At 39.4% G+C, this 18,167-nt stretch carries 20 protein-coding genes; 3 read left to right on the top strand and 17 right to left on the bottom strand.

The window, feature by feature from the left end:
- Positions 1-210 precede the first annotated feature (210 nt).
- The 4 genes from nrdF to nrdH are packed head-to-tail and all read right to left on the bottom strand — an operon-like array spanning position 211 to position 4,000.
- Positions 211-1,179: a class 1b ribonucleoside-diphosphate reductase subunit beta gene (gene nrdF, locus AACU98_RS11085; protein ID WP_049216863.1), complete on the bottom strand. Its 969-nt coding sequence runs from the start codon at positions 1,177-1,179 to the stop codon at positions 211-213.
- A gap of 25 nt (positions 1,180-1,204) precedes the next feature.
- Positions 1,205-3,331, bottom strand: a complete 2,127-nt coding sequence (gene nrdE, locus AACU98_RS11080; RefSeq protein WP_004252248.1) for a class 1b ribonucleoside-diphosphate reductase subunit alpha — start codon at positions 3,329-3,331, stop codon at positions 1,205-1,207.
- A gap of 28 nt (positions 3,332-3,359) precedes the next feature.
- Positions 3,360-3,764: a class Ib ribonucleoside-diphosphate reductase assembly flavoprotein NrdI gene (gene nrdI / locus AACU98_RS11075; protein ID WP_004246072.1), complete on the bottom strand. Its 405-nt coding sequence runs from the start codon at positions 3,762-3,764 to the stop codon at positions 3,360-3,362.
- Between the two features lie 11 nt (positions 3,765-3,775).
- Entirely contained in the window at positions 3,776-4,000 is a 225-nt protein-coding gene (gene nrdH / locus AACU98_RS11070) for a glutaredoxin-like protein NrdH (protein WP_004246071.1), read from the bottom strand.
- Between the two features lie 281 nt (positions 4,001-4,281).
- Here nrdH and AACU98_RS11065 point away from each other — a divergent pair, with 281 nt between their 5' ends.
- Both AACU98_RS11065 and cspE read left to right on the top strand, forming a co-directional pair.
- Positions 4,282-4,755, top strand: coding sequence for a methylated-DNA--[protein]-cysteine S-methyltransferase (locus tag AACU98_RS11065; RefSeq protein WP_004246069.1), 474 nt, complete (start codon positions 4,282-4,284; stop codon positions 4,753-4,755).
- Between the two features lie 197 nt (positions 4,756-4,952).
- The gene (gene cspE / locus AACU98_RS11060; protein WP_004246068.1) at positions 4,953-5,162 is read left to right on the top strand and encodes a transcription antiterminator/RNA stability regulator CspE; all 210 of its coding nucleotides are present in this window, start codon (positions 4,953-4,955) and stop codon (positions 5,160-5,162) included.
- Between the two features lie 457 nt (positions 5,163-5,619).
- Here cspE and crcB read toward each other — a convergent pair whose 3' ends face one another.
- The 10 genes from crcB to rsfS form a co-directional block, all read right to left on the bottom strand.
- Positions 5,620-5,994: a fluoride efflux transporter CrcB gene (gene crcB, locus AACU98_RS11055; RefSeq protein WP_004246058.1), complete on the bottom strand. Its 375-nt coding sequence runs from the start codon at positions 5,992-5,994 to the stop codon at positions 5,620-5,622.
- A gap of 15 nt (positions 5,995-6,009) precedes the next feature.
- Positions 6,010-6,975, bottom strand: coding sequence for a lipoyl synthase (gene lipA, locus AACU98_RS11050; protein ID WP_004246057.1), 966 nt, complete (start codon positions 6,973-6,975; stop codon positions 6,010-6,012).
- Positions 6,976-7,076: 101 nt separating this feature from the next.
- Positions 7,077-7,721, bottom strand: a complete 645-nt coding sequence (gene lipB, locus AACU98_RS11045; protein WP_004246056.1) for a lipoyl(octanoyl) transferase LipB — start codon at positions 7,719-7,721, stop codon at positions 7,077-7,079.
- A gap of 351 nt (positions 7,722-8,072) precedes the next feature.
- Complete coding sequence (gene ybeD / locus AACU98_RS11040; protein WP_026090527.1) at positions 8,073-8,336, bottom strand: DUF493 family protein YbeD; 264 nt, start codon at positions 8,334-8,336, stop codon at positions 8,073-8,075.
- A gap of 198 nt (positions 8,337-8,534) precedes the next feature.
- Positions 8,535-9,746, bottom strand: coding sequence for a D-alanyl-D-alanine carboxypeptidase DacA (gene dacA, locus AACU98_RS11035; RefSeq protein WP_004246054.1), 1,212 nt, complete (start codon positions 9,744-9,746; stop codon positions 8,535-8,537).
- A gap of 126 nt (positions 9,747-9,872) precedes the next feature.
- A complete protein-coding gene (rlpA, locus tag AACU98_RS11030; RefSeq protein WP_049210528.1) occupies positions 9,873-10,904 on the bottom strand; it encodes an endolytic peptidoglycan transglycosylase RlpA in 1,032 nt (343 codons plus the stop codon).
- Between the two features lie 10 nt (positions 10,905-10,914).
- Positions 10,915-12,027: a peptidoglycan glycosyltransferase MrdB gene (gene mrdB / locus AACU98_RS11025; RefSeq protein WP_004246052.1), complete on the bottom strand. Its 1,113-nt coding sequence runs from the start codon at positions 12,025-12,027 to the stop codon at positions 10,915-10,917.
- Positions 12,028-12,031: 4 nt separating this feature from the next.
- Positions 12,032-13,927, bottom strand: a complete 1,896-nt coding sequence (gene mrdA / locus AACU98_RS11020) for a peptidoglycan DD-transpeptidase MrdA (protein WP_004246051.1) — start codon at positions 13,925-13,927, stop codon at positions 12,032-12,034.
- A 37-nt stretch (positions 13,928-13,964) separates the two neighbouring features.
- Positions 13,965-14,435, bottom strand: coding sequence for a 23S rRNA (pseudouridine(1915)-N(3))-methyltransferase RlmH (rlmH, locus tag AACU98_RS11015; RefSeq protein WP_004246050.1), 471 nt, complete (start codon positions 14,433-14,435; stop codon positions 13,965-13,967).
- Positions 14,436-14,437: 2 nt separating this feature from the next.
- Positions 14,438-14,764 carry a ribosome silencing factor gene (gene rsfS, locus AACU98_RS11010; RefSeq protein ID WP_004246049.1) on the bottom strand — a complete coding sequence of 109 codons (327 nt, stop codon included), beginning with the start codon at positions 14,762-14,764 and terminating at the stop codon, positions 14,438-14,440.
- 390 nt (positions 14,765-15,154) lie between these two features.
- On the opposite strand from rsfS, the gene AACU98_RS11005 reads away from it, so the two are divergent.
- A complete protein-coding gene (locus tag AACU98_RS11005; protein ID WP_017628839.1) occupies positions 15,155-15,910 on the top strand; it encodes a YbgA family protein in 756 nt (251 codons plus the stop codon).
- Positions 15,911-15,923: 13 nt separating this feature from the next.
- On the opposite strand, the gene nadD is transcribed toward AACU98_RS11005, so the two are convergent.
- The 3 genes from nadD to lptE are packed head-to-tail and all read right to left on the bottom strand — an operon-like array spanning position 15,924 to position 18,167.
- Entirely contained in the window at positions 15,924-16,595 is a 672-nt protein-coding gene (gene nadD, locus AACU98_RS11000) for a nicotinate-nucleotide adenylyltransferase (protein ID WP_004252240.1), read from the bottom strand.
- Positions 16,588-17,622 carry a DNA polymerase III subunit delta gene (gene holA, locus AACU98_RS10995; RefSeq protein ID WP_017628838.1) on the bottom strand — a complete coding sequence of 345 codons (1,035 nt, stop codon included), beginning with the start codon at positions 17,620-17,622 and terminating at the stop codon, positions 16,588-16,590. Before holA ends, nadD begins: the two co-directional genes overlap by 8 nt.
- A complete protein-coding gene (gene lptE, locus AACU98_RS10990) occupies positions 17,619-18,167 on the bottom strand; it encodes an LPS assembly lipoprotein LptE (protein WP_004246045.1) in 549 nt (182 codons plus the stop codon). The genes holA and lptE overlap by 4 nt, the downstream gene beginning before the upstream one ends.

The following is an 18,167-nucleotide window of genomic DNA, read 5'->3' as shown; positions in this document are numbered from 1 at the left end:
TGATCTTAAGTTATCGATAACTAGTCATAAAAATCATTCGTAAAAAATTGATAATTCTGGTTAATGGGACGGTAAAAATTACACAATCAGGTTGTTTTTCAAGCAAATAAAAAGGCACTAAAAAATAAGTTTTATTTTTCAGTGCATTATATTAATTGATTAATTCATAATTAATATGAATGTATTCTATTTTTTACTGTAGAGGGTTAGCTAGAAATCCCAGTCATCATCTTCGGTATTGATCGTTTTACCAATAACATAAGAAGAGCCTGAGCCAGAAAAGAAATCATGATTTTCATTTGCATCTGGCGATAGTGATGAAAGTATTGCTGGACTAACATTAGTTATTTCATCTGGAAATAGTGCTTCATAACCTAAATTCATCAGCGCTTTATTCGCATTATAATGAAGGAATTTTTTTACATCTTCTGTCCAACCGACAGAGTCGTAGAGATCTTCTGTATATTTAACTTCATTATCATATAAATCTAATAATAATGAGAAAGAAAAGTCTTTAATATCTTGTTTCTCTAATGATGATTTATTTAATAACTGATTTTGGAATTTATAGCCAATATAATAACCATGCACAGCTTCGTCACGAATAATTAAACGAATTAAGTCAGCTGTATTGGTTAATTTCCCTCGACTTGACCAATACATTGGTAAATAAAATCCAGAATAGAATAAAAAAGACTCTAAAAATACACTGGCAATTTTTTTCTTTAATGGATCACTATCTTGATAATAACGCAGAATAATATCTGATTTCTTTTGCAAATAGGTATTTTCTTCACTCCAACGATAAGCATCATCAACATCTGTTGTTAAGCAGAGTGTCGAAAATATCGAGCTATAAGAGCGAGCATGTACCGCTTCCATAAAACAGATATTCGATAATACCGCCTCTTCATGAGGAGTCTGAGCATCAGGCATTAAGGTTGGTGCCCCGACCGTATTTTGTATCGTATCGAGCAGTGTAAGCCCTGTAAATACACGGATAGTCAACTGTTTTTCAGCTTGGGTTAAGGTATTCCATGAAGGTATATCATTAGAAAGTGGAATTTTTTCGGGTAACCAAAAATTCATGGTTAAACGGTTCCAAACTTCTAAATCTTTTTCGTCTTCAATACGATTCCAATTTATCGCATTAACACGACTTAAATAAGATGCAGACATAGTAACACTTTCCTTATCATTATTATTAAAGGGCGCATGAAACACAGCCTTTTATTTCTGTGCCGGCTAATGCTGTTTGTCTAATACGAATGTAATACAAGGTCTTTATACCTTTACGCCATGCATAAATTTGTGCTTTATTAACATCCCTTGTGGTTGCTTCATCAGAAAAGAATAATGTTAGCGACAATCCTTGGTCGATATGTTGTGATGCTTGTGCATAGGTATCGATAATTTTTTCTGCGCCAATTTCATAAGCATCTTGATAAAAATGACGGTTTTCATTGGTCATAAAAGGGGCGGGGTAATAAACCCGACCGATTTTACCTTCTTTTCTTATTTCAATCGGTGCCACAATGGGGTGAATACTCGATGTAGAGTGATTGATATAAGAGATTGATCCTGTTGGCGGTATTGCTTGTAAGTTTTGATTATAAATACCGTGAGTCATAATCGAGAGCTTAAGTTTTTGCCAATCTTCTTGGGTTGGAATATGAATATTGGATTGGCTAAATAGCTGGTGGACTTTTTGGGTTTTAGGTAACCACTGTTTTGATAAATATTTATCAAAATACTCCCCAGTGGCATATTTTGACTGTTCAAACCCTTTAAAGCGCTGTTTAGTCTCTATCGCTAATTGGTTAGAGGCTAAAAGGGCATAGTATGTTACGGTATAGAAATAGATATTGGTAAAATCAAGTCCTTCTTCTGAACCGTAATAAATCCCTTCACGGGCTAAATAACCATGTAAGTTCATTTGCCCTAAACCAATGGCATGAGATGCTTGGTTGCCTTTTTCAATAGAAGGTACTGATTCTATTTTAGTCATTTGTGCCACACTCGTCAGTGCTCTGATGGCAACATTTACGGTATGCGCAAAATCTGGTGAGTCCATCGCCATGGCGATATTCATTGATCCGAGATTACAGCTAATATCATGACCAATTTGTCGATAACTTAAATCAGGATTGTATTCACTGGCACTATTTACTTGTAAGATTTCTGAGCATAAATTGCTCATATTAATTCGGCCCGCAATCGGATTTGCGCGATTGACGGTATCTTCAAACATAATATAGGGATAACCTGATTCAAATTGAATTTCAGCTAAAGTTTGAAAAAATGCCCGTGCTTTAATTTTTTTCTTACGTATCTCTGCATTGTTGACCATTTCAGTATATTTTTCGCTAATACTGATTTCTGACATAGGAACGCCATATACTCGTTCTACATCATAAGGTGAAAATAGATACATATCTTCGTTGCGTTTAGCTAATTCAAAGGTAATGTCGGGAATAACGACACCTAATGAAAGCGTCTTAATACGTATTTTTTCATCAGCATTTTCTCGTTTTGTATCTAGAAAATGATAGATATCAGGATGATGAGCATGGAGATAAACCGCTCCAGCTCCTTGTCTTGCGCCTAATTGATTGGCATATGAGAAGGCATCTTCAAGCATTTTCATTACCGGTACTACGCCAGACGATTGGTTTTCAATGCGTTTTATGGGAGCTCCTGCTTCTCGTAAATTAGTCAGTAAGAAAGCAACACCTCCGCCACGTTTCGACAATTGCAACGCAGAATTGACTGCTCGGCCAATGGACTCCATGTTGTCTTCGATACGTAATAAAAAACAAGAGACCAATTCGCCACGCTGTTTTTTTCCACAATTTAAGAAAGTAGGGGTTGCAGGCTGGAAACGGCCACTAATTATCTCATCGACAAGGTGAGTGGCGAGTTTGGTATTCCCCTGTGCTAGGGTTAAGGCAACCATACAAACACGATCTTCATAGCGTTCGAGATAACGCTCACCATCAAAGGTTTTTAAGGTGTAACTGGTGTAGTATTTAAATGCACCTAGGAACGATTGAAAGCGAAATTTTTTGCTATAGGCATGCTTAAAAAGCTGTTTGATAAACGGGAAATCGTACTGCTCTAATACTTGTGCTTCGTAGTAGTGTTGTTGCACCAGAAAATCGAGCTTTTCTTTTAGATCATGAAAAAACACCGTATTTTGATTAACGTGTTGACGAAAAAAATGGTGGGTGGCTAATTTGTCTTTATCAAACTGGATATTGCCTTGCTCATCATAGAGATTGAGCATGGCATTTAAGGCGTGATAATCGAGTTGTTCTATAGAGTGGGTCATATTTTTTATCTCATTCACTTTTTAGTCATTATTTGCTAGCTGACCAAAATGTGCTTAATCCGGTTTTTACACGTTTAACATCTTCAGGCGTACCAAGTAACTCAAAACGATAGAGAAAAGGGACTTGGCATTTTTGTGCAATAATGTCACCTGCTAAGCCGTAAGCAGAGCCAAAATTGGTATTTCCTGAAGCAATAACACCGCGTATTAATTGGCGATTTTCAGGAATATTTAAAAACTGGATCACCGCTTTAGGCACTGCGCCTTTAACGCCACCGCCACCATAAGTTGGGCAGAGCAACACAAAAGGTTGTGTGGCTTGTAGTGGTTCATCCTCTTTTATCCTTGTCGCTTGTAGATTAAGTTTTTGTACGAAGCGGTGACAATTTTCTGAGCGACTAGAGAAATAAATTAAAGGGGCAGTCGATTGCATAAGTTGCTCCTTTAGCGCGCTATTTGACGAATTTTATCTGGGCAAAAGCCAGACCAATGTTCGTCACCATTAACGACAACCGGTACTTGGCGATATCCCATAGAAACTATTTTTGCTAATGCTTGAGTGTCTTGGGTGAGATCAACCGCAGTGAAAGGAATTTTTTGTTGTTGTAATGCGCGCTCGGTTGCACTGCATTGAACACAATTTGGTTTGGTATAGAGGATCACAGACATAGAATAACCCTTATAAAAATGTGAATGTGTCTGCTCACAGTCACAATGAAAAGTGCTTAAATACTATATATAGGTTTATTCTTTTTCAACCACACTAGATATGGTGTTTTTTATTTTTGATAATGATTATTATTAAAATTAAGCAGTTAGCAGATTTATTTTATTTTCTTATCGCTCATTTGAGCAATTTTTATTAGGTATAGTAGAAAATTAGATGATTGATTTACTTACAAAGCATGTTTTAATCTTGATGATACAGACAAATCAATAGAGAACACATTATGTACCAAGATTATCTCAATACGCCGAAAGGTTTTCCAAAGCCTTATATATCCATTACTGCAGATGATGATGGCATCACCAGCCTTAACTTTGTTAGTGAAAAAGAGGCGTTAGTTAATTCAAATGCCATAATTGACCTGTGTATAAAACAGTTAAAAGAGTATTTTTCGGGTAAACGCACCCTATTTTCAGTGCCACTAGCGCCTAAAGGAACCGAATTTCAAATACGCGTTTGGCAGACTTTACAGTCTATTCCTTATGGTGAAATTTGGAGTTATAAAAAGTTGGCACTTACATTAGGTTCCGTCAACTATTGCAGAGCGGTAGGAATGGCAAATTCACGTAACCCAATCTCGTTAATTATTCCTTGCCATCGCGTCATTGGTCATAATGGTAAGTTAGTAGGCTATACTGGGGGACTTGATATCAAACGTTGGCTATTACACTATGAAAAAGTGGATATTGACGAATAGTTCATATTGTAAGTATTAAGCACTATTTCTTAAGTGATTAATGGCTTAAGTTATGGGATTTGTCTGAATAATAATCGTTTAACAGAAAAAAAATACGCGTTTCGTGATCTAGACTGTGGACAGCGAATCATCATTTTTGTTTTACTATAGCCAACGCAAAACGCTTGCGTTTATTTTCTATTTTAAAGGTAAACTTGATGTCTAAATTAAAAGGTAACGTTAAGTGGTTTAACGAAACTAAAGGTTTTGGTTTTATCACTCCAGAAGATGGCAGTAAAGATGTGTTCGTCCACTTTTCCGCTATTGTTTCAGAAGGTTTTAAAACACTTGCTGAAGGTCAAAAGGTAGAGTTTGAAGTTACTGACGGCGCGAAAGGGCCATCTGCTGCAAACGTTGTCGCTATCTAATTAACGACTTCTCCAAAAGTAAAAAACGTTTTTGAAATGACCCCCAATAGTTGGACAACCAATTATTGGGGGTCTTTTTATGTCAAATACAGGGGGGATTTAAACATCATCATTGCTACTTAGGGTGACTATGCTTGCCACACTGCATAACTCTCGCTCGTTTTGATGATGAAAAAAGACTTGAGAAATTTAAAGAGGAGCTTGCGTATCTAGCTGCGGGATAAATACCGTGGTTGAAAGTTTTTTAAATTATTAAAATCAAGAATACATCATAGCTATCATTTCAAAATATCAATGTATGTATTGATAAAATTGGCTAATTTATTGAGTAATACCACCGGGAACAAAATCAAATTAAAAGGCCTGACATTGGTTGAATATTAAGTTCAGGCCTTATAAATCGCTTAACTAAAAGAGTACAACTTTATGATTAACGGTTTTTATCTTGTTAAAGAGACTACATTTCACGGAGTAGCCAGAATGCGAATGCCGTCATCAGAAACGAGCCCGCTAAGTTTGCCCCCATGGTGCCTAATGCCCAGCCTATTCGTCCTTCATTAAATAAGGCGACCACCTCAACAGAAAAAGTAGAAAAGGTGGTTAAGCCGCCACAAAAACCTGTGGTAAGCATGATTTTCCAAATAGGGTCAATATTGGGAGCTTTACTAAACCAAGCAATGCCAAAGGCGATAATAAAGGCACCAATACAGTTAGCGACCAAGGTCCCCGTTGCAAAATGGGGAAAAAGAGAATTGAGGCGGTAGCTAATTAGCCAGCGTAGTACGCTACCTAAACCACCGCCGATAAATACAGCTATTGCAATGTTAAGCATAAGAGAGATTAATCGTTATTTAACCTCAATCCCTTGAGCTTGAAGATCAGCATGATAAGACGAACGAACAAATGGTCCACAAGCGGCGTGGGTAAAGCCCATCGCTAATGCTTGCTCTTTCATATATTCAAACTCGTCAGGACTGACGTAGCGTTGAACAGGAAGATGGTGACGACTGGGTTGTAAATATTGCCCTAATGTCAGCATCGTTACACCATGTTTACGCAGATCGCGCATCACGTCAATAATTTCTTCATTTGTTTCACCTAAACCGACCATTAACCCCGATTTAGTTGGAATATTTGGGTGGGCTTGTTTAAAGCGTTCTAGTAACGTTAGAGACCATTGATAGTTCGCACCAGGACGCACTTGACGATAAACACGAGGTACGTTTTCTAAATTGTGGTTAAAGACGTCTGGTGGTGTGTCAGTGAGGATCTCTAATGCTTTATCCATACGACCACGGAAATCAGGGACTAAAGTTTCGATGCGAATATTAGGATTTTTTTCACGGATAGCGGTAATACAATCGGCAAAATGTTGTGCACCACCATCGCGTAGGTCATCGCGATCTACTGAGGTGATAACAACATAACGTAATCCCATATCTTTTATCGTTTGGGCTAATTTAATTGGCTCTTGGGGATCGGGTGCGTTAGGACGACCATGAGCAACGTCGCAAAATGGGCAACGACGCGTACAGATTGCCCCTAAGATCATAAAGGTTGCGGTACCGTGGTTAAAACATTCTGCAAGATTAGGGCATGAAGCCTCTTCACAAACAGAATGCAGGCCATTTTTACGCATGGCCGCTTTAATACCTTGAATTTTACTTGAATCTGCGGGCAACTTTATTTTCATCCACTCAGGTTTGCGTAGCAGTTCTTCACGTTCTGTAACGATTGTTTTAACAGGAATAAGTGCCATTTTATCGGCGTCACGATATTTTACGCCGCGTTCCATCTGAATAGGTTTACTCATAATTGTGCCAGTTCCAGTTATCTAGGGTGATTAACACGATGTGACTGAGGTAATCAGGGTTTTAAAAAAAAATGATAAATGTTAAAAAAATTATAGCATTTTTATTGCTGTGGTTGGAATCCCAGTTGTGTACAAAAATGGTTGATTAATAATGATGCCACTTGTTCCGATGTTGCATTAGGCGCTAAATCAACCAGTTGTGTCATTTTTAGATCAGGATAACCACAAGGATTTATTCGCGTAAAAGGAGATAAGTCCATATCAACATTAAGTGCTAGACCGTGAAAAGAGCAACCTTTGCGTATACGTAATCCCAAAGAGCAAATTTTATCACCATTAACATACACGCCCGGTGCATCTGCACGAGCATATGCGTCTACATTAAATTCTGCGAGTGTGTTGATCACAGTATTCTCTAAAACAGTGACTAATTGGCGAACGCCAATATGGTTACGTTTTAGATCAAGCAAAACATACATCACTTGTTGGCCAGGGCCGTGGTAGGTTACTTGTCCACCGCGGTCAGATTGGATCACCGGTATAGAGCCTGTGTTTAAAAGGTGTTCTGCTTTACCCGCTTGACCTTGGGTAAAAACCTGTTCATGTTGAACCAGCCATATTTCATCAGGTGTATGACTTTCCCGTTTTTCCGTAAACTGATGCATAGAATCAGAAACCGGTAAATAGGGTTTCATACCCAATTGGCGAATAATGATTGTTTTATCTTGCACCGTGAAAATCTTCATTTGTAGCGTAATTGTGAAAGGCAGTATAACGCTCCAACAAATGAACTACCAGAATGAGATGAGATTATTGCTTCAGTTTGTGTTTGATAAAGGAATATTGATAAAAAAACGACGTAGTGAGAAGGGGGATAGATGTGATTAACCAAGCAGTGCTTAATTGGCGATTAACCCCAATTAGGCTTTTATTTAAGTGAGACTTACTAAATCTAGGTGACAAATCAATAACGAAATAATAAGAATTAATATAAGAAGTAAGGTGAAAGAGAAAGATAAAGAGAAGATACTGCGTAATATTGCTTCTTAAGTACGTCTAATGCCCCCTAATAGGGTAAGGGGGCAAATAGAAAAAAATTATAACACCATGCGAACAAGCTCTAATTCACCTAACTCTTTATAGAGGGTTTCTACTTGTTCAATATGCGTTGCGTTGATAGTCACCGAGACTGAGTGATAGTTACCTTTGCTACTTGGTTTTACTGAAGGTGTATAATCACCGGGTGCATGACGCTGGATCACTTCAACGACTTGGTCAACTAATTCGGGTTTAGCATGACCCATGACTTTGTAAGTAAATGAGCAAGGGAACTCTAATAGTTCGTTTAATTTTGTTTTCATCATAATGTAATCCTTAAGACAACAGGCGATGTTGTTTTAATAATCTCTTTTACACCTCATCAGCACAAATAAAAAGCGCATTCCTCCTATAATGAGGAATGCGATACTGATAGTTAGGGTAAATATAGAATGGGTAAATGTGTTTATTCCAATATCGATATAATCTTTATATATGGACACATTTATCCTTTTCAAGCCTTAACCAAACCAACGTGAAAATAATAATTTGATGTAATCAATCAAGCGGCTGAAAATGCCACCTTCTTTCACTTCATTCATAACAACAAGTGGACGTTGTTCAATGACTTGCCCATCAAGTTGGAAATTAATGGTGCCAACCACTTGGTTTTTACTGACTGGCGCATGTAATTCAACATTATCTAATACATAACTGGCCTTTAGATCTTTGAGTCGGCCACGGGGGATCGTGAGATAAACATCTTTATCAACCCCTAATTGCACTTTATCAGTATCACCATACCAGATAGGTTCAGCGGCAAATTCTTTACCCACTTGCAGCGGTTTTACCGTTTCAAAGAAGCGAAAACCCCAAGTAAGTAGTTTTTTACTTTCAGCATCACGGCCTTTAGATGAGTGTCCCCCCATCACAGCAGAAATCAAGCGCATATTTCCTTCTGTTGCAGAGGCAACAAGATTATAACCCGCAGCTTCAGTATGACCTGTTTTAATACCATCAACATTGAGGCTAGTATCCCAAAGTAAACCATTACGGTTAGTTTGACGGATATTATTGTAGGTAAACTCTTTTTCTTTATAAATGGCATATTCTTCTGGAACATCACGAATTAATGCGGCGCCAATCAATGCCATATCTCGTGCACTACTGTATTGCCCAGGTGCATCTAAACCATGTACAGTTTGAAATTGTGTGTTTTGTAAACCTAGACGCTTAACATAGTCATTCATCATAGTGACAAAGGTATCTTGGCTTCCCGCAACATAAGAGGCCATTGCTACACAGGCATCATTACCTGATTGTAGATTGATACCGCGTGTTAATTGTGAAACGGTGACTTTATCACCGGGTTTCAAAAACATTAATGATGAGCCGCGAAATACAGGGTTGCCCGTTGCCCATGCTTCTTCACCAATAGGAACAATATCGTTGTTCGATATTTTTCCTGCACGAATGGCTTGACCTATAACATAACTGGTCATCATTTTGGTTAAACTGGCTGGATCACGACGGACATCTGCATTTTTTTCCGCGAGGACTTTCCCAGAATTATAGTCGATAAGAATATAGGATTCGGCTTCGATATTAGGAACAGCGGGTATCATTGTTTTTAATGTGTCATCAGCAATAGCATGATGGCTAATAGCTAATAATATAAAGGTTGCACTAAATAGACGTGTTCTTAGTAATTTCACTGGGCGTGTCTGTTTCATTCTGTTTGTCTGTTCCGGAAATTCAGGGAAAATAAATAAAAGTTGATAAGAAAAATATCAGCAAACTCAGGTGATTCTATGCCTGAATTTGCTTTTAGAAAAAGAGTTTTTACGAATTATTACCCTTTATTGGCTAACAATAAACCCATCGATATTTTTACTTTGTTTCAAAGCACTTTTTATTGTTTCGGCTTGCGTTTTTGATGAGTAGGGGCCTAATTGCACTTTATGTAGTCCATCAGTTGTATTAATGACACCTTGGGTATTTAAAGCATTGGTTAATTCAGATAACCATGTTTGTGCATTAGTTTGATTACTTAAAGCACCTACTTGTACATAGTAGCCTTGCGCTATTGCGCTAGATGAAGATACTGGCTGTGGAGCTGGAGCTGGAGCTGGAGCTGGAGCTGGAGCTGGAGCTGGAGCTGGAGCTGGAGCTGGAGCTGGAGCTGGAGCTGGAGCTGGAGCTGGAGCTGGAGCTGGAGCTGGAGCTGGTTGAGTCACTGTTATGGGAGACGGTGCTGTTACAGAGGGTTGGGGAGCCATTGTCGATGGCTGAGTATTAAAGTTAGGACGCTCAGGTAATGTAGTAGCTCTTTTCTCTATTTGTGCACCTTGAGTACCAATACCACTTATTTGGCCATTTTGATCAACGACAATACCTTCAATTTGAATAGGGGTTGTTGGCATTAACTGCAAACTGTTATAAACAGCAGGTGTAACCTGTATTTGTTTGCCTTCAACGTAAGGGCCACGATCGTTAATTCGCACAATCATTGTGCGTCCATTGATTAAGTTTGTTATTTTCGCATAACTTGGAATAGGCAATGTTGGGTGTGCCGCAGCAAACTCATAAGGGTTGACTCGTTCACCTATGGTTGTTAAGCGACTCATTGCTAAGCTGTCGTAAACAATCGCTTGTCCTCGTTCACTAAAGTTCGCCGGATCTTTGACTATGCGATAAATTACCCCATTTTTACGATAATCTTGATTCGCAGTCGGGTGATAAGGCTCATAACGAGGCTCTATACCTAATACGGGTTGTGTAGGTACATTTGGCAACCTTGTGGTTGGCTGATTATTATTCACAGGTTTATCAGCAACACATCCTGCAAGTAGCAATGCACTGACACCCATCAAAACCCATTGCAAACGCATAGAAACCTCATTATAAACTTTTTGATAATAGTTTTCGGTGTGTATGAATTGACATAACAATGCCAAATCCTGCCATTAGTACAATTAATGCCGATCCCCCATAGCTTACCAGTGGTAATGGCACGCCGACTACTGGGAGGATCCCACTCACCATACCAATATTGACGAAAACATAAACAAAGAAGATCAGCATTAATCCACCAATCATGACTCTGCCAAATGTATTTTGTGCTTTTGTCGCGAGATAAAGACCTCGAGCAATTAAGAGTATATAGAGCGTTAGTAGGATTAAAACACCAATCAGTCCTAATTCTTCTGCGAGTACGGCAAAAATAAAGTCGGTATGGCGCTCTGGTAAAAACTCAAGTTGAGACTGAGTCCCTTGTAACCAACCTTTGCCATGTAATCCACCAGAACCGATAGCAATTTTAGATTGGATAATATGATATCCGGCTCCTAAGGGGTCAATTTCAGGATCAAGTAACATCATGACCCGTGTTCGTTGGTAATCATGCATCAAGAAAAACCAGAGTATCGGAATAAATCCAGCAATTAATAGTGTTGCGACAGTAATTAAACGCCAACTCATACCGGCAAGGAAGATAACAAAAATTCCTGAAGCAGCAATTAAAATAGAGGTACCCAAATCAGGTTGTGCAGCCACTAAAAGGGTGGGGACGAAGATCAACACTAAGGCTATTGCTGTGTTACGTAATGTTGGCGGACAAACATCACGGTTCATAAAGCGAGCGACCATTAGAGGAACGGCAATTTTGGCAATTTCAGAAGGCTGAAAACGTATGATACCTAAATCAAGCCAGCGTTGTGCACCTTTACTAATTTGCCCAAAGACATCAACAAAAATAAGTAATACAACACAAAATACGTAAAGGTGAGGAGCCCAGTTTTCATACACCCGTGGAGGGATCTGCGCCATGATAATCATAACGATAAAACCCGTAGCAATTTGTCCCAGCTTGCGTTCCATCATATCGGGATCTTGCCCACTTGCTGTCCACATAATAAATGCGCTATAGCATAATAAGGCAATAATACAGAGCATAAAGAATGGATCGATATGTAAACGCGTCCAGAGTGATTTTTTCTTGTTATTTTCTGTCATTGGGTTATTCCTCTGAGCCACGCGGTGAAGGCGGGGAAATAGGCAACTCGGTGTTGTTGTCTCCAAGTATAATGTGATCAAGTATTTGGCGAGTAATATCCCCAACAGATGGGCCAGCACCACCATTTTCTAAAATTATAGAGACGGCAACGGTAGGGTTTTCATAAGGCGCAAAAGCAATCATTAATTTATGATCACGAAGATGTTCTGCTAATTGGCTAGCATTATAGGTTTCATAACTAAATACCTGTGCTGTACCTGATTTTGCAGCAATCTTATAAGGAGCATCAGCAAAGCTACGTCGCCCTGTACCATTGGGTAGATTGGCAACACCATACATACCGTACTTCGCTAACTCCCAATAACCGGAGTTGATATCGCCAATTTGGCGTGTCTCTTTATCCACGTAAGGTAGCATTTCATTACCTAACTTGGTGCCATAAAGTAAGTGAGGGGTTTTAACCTGACCATCGTTAATTAAGGTCATTAACGCTTTTGACATTTGGATTGGGGTCGCCGTCCAGTAACCTTGACCTATACCAACAGGGATGGTATCCCCTTGATACCAAGGTTTTTTATATCGTTGTTGTTTCCATTCTCGGGTTGGCATAATGCCATTACGCTCTTCAGAAAGGTCAATCCCCGTGTATTCACCATAGCCAAAGCGGGACATCCATGTGGAAATACGATCAATACCCATATCATAGGCAACTTGATAGAAGAAAGTATCTGCTGACTCAATAATGGATTTAGTAACATTGAGTTTTCCATGACCCCAACGTTTCCAGTCACGATAGCGTTTTTCAGAGCCGGGCAGTTGCCACCAGCCCGGATCATGGATAGTTGTGTTAGGAGTAATAACCCCTTCACTTAGGGCTGCAACAGACATAAAGGGTTTAACCGTTGATGCCGGAGGATAGAGCCCTTGGGTTGCCCGGTTTATTAATGGTCTATCGGGATTATTAAGTAGGCCTTGATAGTCTGTATTAGATATTCCCCCAACAAATAGGTTAGGGTCATAACTTGGATTAGAAACCAGTGCTAATATCTCGCCGTTACGAGGATCTGTGACGACCACAGCCGCTCGGCTAGTGGTTAATAGCGTTTCAATATAGGTTTGTAATTCAAGATCAATAGTTAGGTAGATATCTTTACCGGCTTGTGGTGGTTGCTCATGCAATTGGCGGATCACACGGCCACGGCTATTAACTTCGACCTCTTCATAACCGGTTTTACCATGCAAAACAGATTCATAATAGCGTTCAATACCTAATTTACCGATATCTCGGGTTGCTGCGTAATTAGGATAGAGCCCTTCTTTTTCAAGACGTTCTACATCTTTATCATTAATTTTTGCAACATAACCAATAACATGAGTAAGGGCTGAACCATAAGGGTAATAGCGACGTTGATAGCCTTTGATTTCTAATCCGGGATAGCGATATTGATTAATGGCAAAACGTGCCACTTGCACTTGGTCAAGTGACGTTTTAAGCGGAATAGAACTAAAACGACGAGAGCGTTTTCGCTCTTTTTCAAATGCAGCAATATCGTCGTCAGTTAAATCAACGACCTCTCGTAAACTCTCCAATGTTTCTTGGATATTAGCCACTTTCTCCGGTACGATTTCTAATTGATAGATAGTACGATTTAGGGCAAGTGGAACCCCATTACGATCGTAAATAATGCCTCGGCTCGGTGGGATGGGAACTAATTTGATCCGGTTATCATTCGAGCGAGTTTGATAATCATCGTGGCGAGCGACTTGTAAGTGATACAAGTTAAAAACTAAGATGCCCGTTAAAACTAAGATCCCTGAAAATGCGACAATAACACGGCGGATAAAGAGTTTTGACTCCGCTGTATAATCTCGAAACGGGGTGCGTTTTCTTTTCTTCATCCCATTAGTTGATTTCACTTACTTACCCGCCAATTTATTATTCCCGATGATAAGGATGGTTTGTGGTAATACTCCATGCACGGTAAAGGCTTTCTGCTACCACTACACGTACTAGCGGATGTGGCATAGTTAATGGAGATAAAGACCAACTTTGTTCTGCAGCTGCTTTACAAGCGGGGGCTAAACCTTCAGGGCCACCAATTAATAAGCTGACATTTCTTCCATCTAACTTCCAGCGATCGAGTTGTTCGGCAAGTTTTGGGGTATCCCAACGGGCGCCAGGAATATCAAGGGTGACGATACGATTTCCTTTACCTACCGCTGCTAACATCTGTTCGCCTTCTTTTTCGAGAATACGCTTAATATCAGCATTTTTCCCTCGTTTACCCGCGGGGATCTCGATGAGTTCTAAGGGCATATCTTTGGGAAAGCGGTTAAGATAATCCATAAAGCCGGTCTGGATCCAGTCCGGCATTTTTGTACCAACGGCGATGAGCTGTAATTTCAAACTCAGCTCCAGAGTTTTTCGAGTTCGTACATACGGCGACTGTCTTCTTGCATTACGTGTACCATGGCTTCACCAAGGTCAACAACAATCCAATCAGAAACGCCTTGTCCTTCGATGCCTAAAGGTTGTAATCCTGCTTCACGACAGTCATCAACCAGATTATCGGCGACAGACATTAAGTGTCTGTTTGAAGTTCCCGTACAGATGATCATGTAATCAGTGACACTTGATTTTCCACGAACATCTAATGCGATAATGTCTTGAGCTTTAGAATCCTCAAGTTTATCAATAATAAATTGCTGTAATTCTGAGCCTTGCAAAAGGGTCACCTTTTTCTATTTAGTTAACTCAATCGAGAAAATAACAAAGCGCTATTTTAAAGGAATTTATACCAATAAATCTATTTTACTCGATGATTTATTCCAGTTGTCGATAGCAAAAACATCTATCAAGTATGGTTGCTATTCGACGCTTGATTTAGAAAAATTCATATATGCCTATTTATTGCGCCATAATAAATAATAAAAGCCGGCAGATAAGAACTTTCCAATTAGACGACAATTTTACTCCACAGTTCCCTTAATGGGAGCCGAGGGTGAGAATAACAGTAAAACAATGTCTGTCAATGCTCGTGAAATACCTGATAACGGTATCATCACGTCAATGATTGTATCATTATACGGTGTAATGTTGAGATAGTGACTAAGAGAAACAGACGAATGAAAGAAAATTATTATTATTTGGAGCAAACTTCAGAAATAGCGAGTAACAAAAACGCATTGTTACAGGCAGATTGGCAACGATTTTGTCAATTGTTATGCTATGAAGGCATTGAAATTAAACAAAATAATGATGAAAAACGACAAAATAAGGCAGTGATTTGTCGGGTTAAAATGAAAGGGGAATATTCATCAACCTTATTCATGCAGATTTTGGGGGAAGGAGAGTTACAATTAACCCTTGAACAATTTTCTCAACCTAGTGGATTGGAACATTTTCTGACACAGTTTTTTGCCTTAATTGATTATCAACAGCAGGTAAATGCTAAGTTGAGCAAAAAAGCACTGATCCAATTTCATAGTCGATATAAATATTTGTTAATGGCTTATTCTCAAGTCGCTTATCGAGAATTGGGGCGTTATATGGCCAATATCCCTAATTCGCTACCGCTGTTACAATTTGCCGAGCAGTATCAAAAGGCCTTAATGAAAGCACTGTCAATACCAGCAACTCGAGAAGGGCATACCAATGCATTAATGCATATGGCGGGATATTTTAAGCGAGCACTTAGCGCAGAGCAAAAACAGTTGTTAACACAAGAGATTTTATCTTATCGGCAAGGAAAAACGAGTCTTTCGGCTCCTTTGTCACGGTTGAAAAACTACTTGGCGTTTTATCCTGATAATTATCTACTTTCTCAACGCTATTTTTCACCTTATCCAGCGGTATTTGATGACTTAAGAGCGCAATTTTAATCTCTAAGATCTGTTATCGATACAACTGATGCTGTTTGATATAGTTTTCAACAGACTCAGGCAGAAGATCATGACAATCTAATCCTGCTTTATGTCTAGCCCTAATATCGGTCGCTGAAATATTGTATAAAGGAGTATCAGCAAGAAAAATTTTCCCGGCGGGTAAACAGTGAATATCTGCTTGCTGTTTGGTTTGATGTTGTTCAAGCCAGGTTTGCATTTGTGGTGATGTAAATGTGGTTTGGTAACCCGGGCGAGCGCAAACCAATAAGTGACACACATCTAACAACTCTTCCCATTTATGCCAAGTATCAATTGAAAGTAATGAATCTTGTCCAATAATAAAGGCTAATGGCTGTTTCTCACCAATTTCTTGTCTAAACGCTTTTAATGTCTCAATGGTATAAGAGGGAGTCGGTTTCTCTAACTCTCGAGTGTCGACTTTGAAAGCACTAAAAGGTTGTAATGCGAGCCGCACCATGGCTAATCGCTGTTGTGAAGAGGCTTCTGGTTGGGGGCGATGAGGGGGAATATTATTAGGCAACCAAATCACTTCTTTTAGCCCTATCAAGCCAGAAAGGGCTTCTACAGGACGTAAATGCCCATAATGGATCGGATCAAAAGTACCACCATATAGAGCAATGGCTTGATGAATTAAAGGGGGGTTATTATTGGTGCTAGCCATGGCGAATAAATCCTTCCGGTAATGCTTTTCCACATAATAATAAGCCAAGGGCATGAAGTTCAGGCCAAACGTTTTGTCCGTGATCCTGTTTAAGGGTTATTTCAATCTGGGTAAGTAATCGCATGGCAGTGAGTAATTGATGCTCTGACAAACGTTGTAACGCGGCGGTAAATATCGGACGTCGGTTTTGCCATATCCGATGTTGATCGAAAACGGATTTTAAGGAGGCCGTTTTAGCGCTACGATGTAAGGTAATTAATTGCATTAATTCGCGTTGCAATGTTCTAAGTAGAATAACGGGTTCAATATCCTCTCTTTTTAGTTGCTGCAAGATATGCCATGCCCGTTGGGTTTTGCCTGCTAATAATGCATCAATCCAATGATAAGCAGTAAAATGAGAGGCATCATTGACAGCCGCTTCAACTCTTGGCAGGGTTAATTTACCATCAGGATAGAGCAAACAGAGGCGTTCAATTGCTTGAGCTAAAGCGAGTAAATTTCCTTCATAGCAGTAACACAGTAATTGATTACCTTGTTCATCAAGCTCAAGGCCTTTTTGTTTGGCGCGTCTCGCTACCCAATTTGGTAATTTATCTAACTCAGGGGTTAAGCAAGTCACATAAATACCTTGCTGGCTGAGTGTTTTAAACCATTCGCTATTTTCCTGTGCCTTGGTTAATTTATGTCCACGTAAAATTAACAAGAGATCTTCATGCAATTCGTGAGATAAGCGTAAGAGCTTTTCTGACATTGCCGCATTAGGACCATTCTCAGGAAGATGGAGTAAGATAGATTGCTTTTGTGAAAAAAGACTCAGTGACTGGCAGAGTGAATATATTTCATTCCAATCAGTGCTGTTATCAAGGGTAAATTGATAATGTTCCGTAAAGCCTTGTGATTTTGCCACCGTTTGAATGGCATCTTGAGATTCTTGGAGTAATAGCGGTTCATTACCCCAAAGTAGGTAACTTTGGCGCAACCCCTCTTGGAGTTGCGCATTAAGTTGTTCTGGATAAAGGCGGATCATTTGGCTGGTGAGATTATCTGTTTCGCTTTAGCTGCCTCTGACGCTTTTTGGCGTTCAGCATTGTGAACCACCAATAATTTACGTACTAAGATAGCGGTAGCCTGTTCACGCATTTCCTGTTTGATAATATCATTTTCGGCATCTTTAGCTAATGCTTCTAATGGGTTATCAAAGAATGGACGTGAAACCTGTGATGAAATAGGGTAGATGGTTCCATCAGGCATAATCACTTGTGCATCTAGGACAAAAGTGAGCTGACGTTCAGCCGATTTACCGTCTTGATACACAGAGACAGTCTCTTTATTTTCTGAAGATCCAACAATTTTGAGAACAGGAATATCTGCTTTTGGCGTTTCAACCAGTTGAACTCCACTTAATCTCAATTGTTGACGCATTACACGAGATAGTGGCCCGTATGGGTCACCAGAGCTTAGGTAAAGCGTTTTTAATTCAGCTGGAACTTGGGTTTTACCTTGTAGGTGAAAACCGCAGCCAGCGGTGACCAACACCGCTAACGCAAAAAACAGCGAAAATAGATATCGCAC

This window comes from Proteus sp. G4380, from assembly GCF_963885725.1.
Classification (GTDB): domain Bacteria; phylum Pseudomonadota; class Gammaproteobacteria; order Enterobacterales; family Enterobacteriaceae; genus Proteus; species Proteus mirabilis.
The sequence above is the reverse complement of the archived record's forward strand: the minus strand, read 5'-3'. Positions and strand labels throughout refer to the sequence as shown.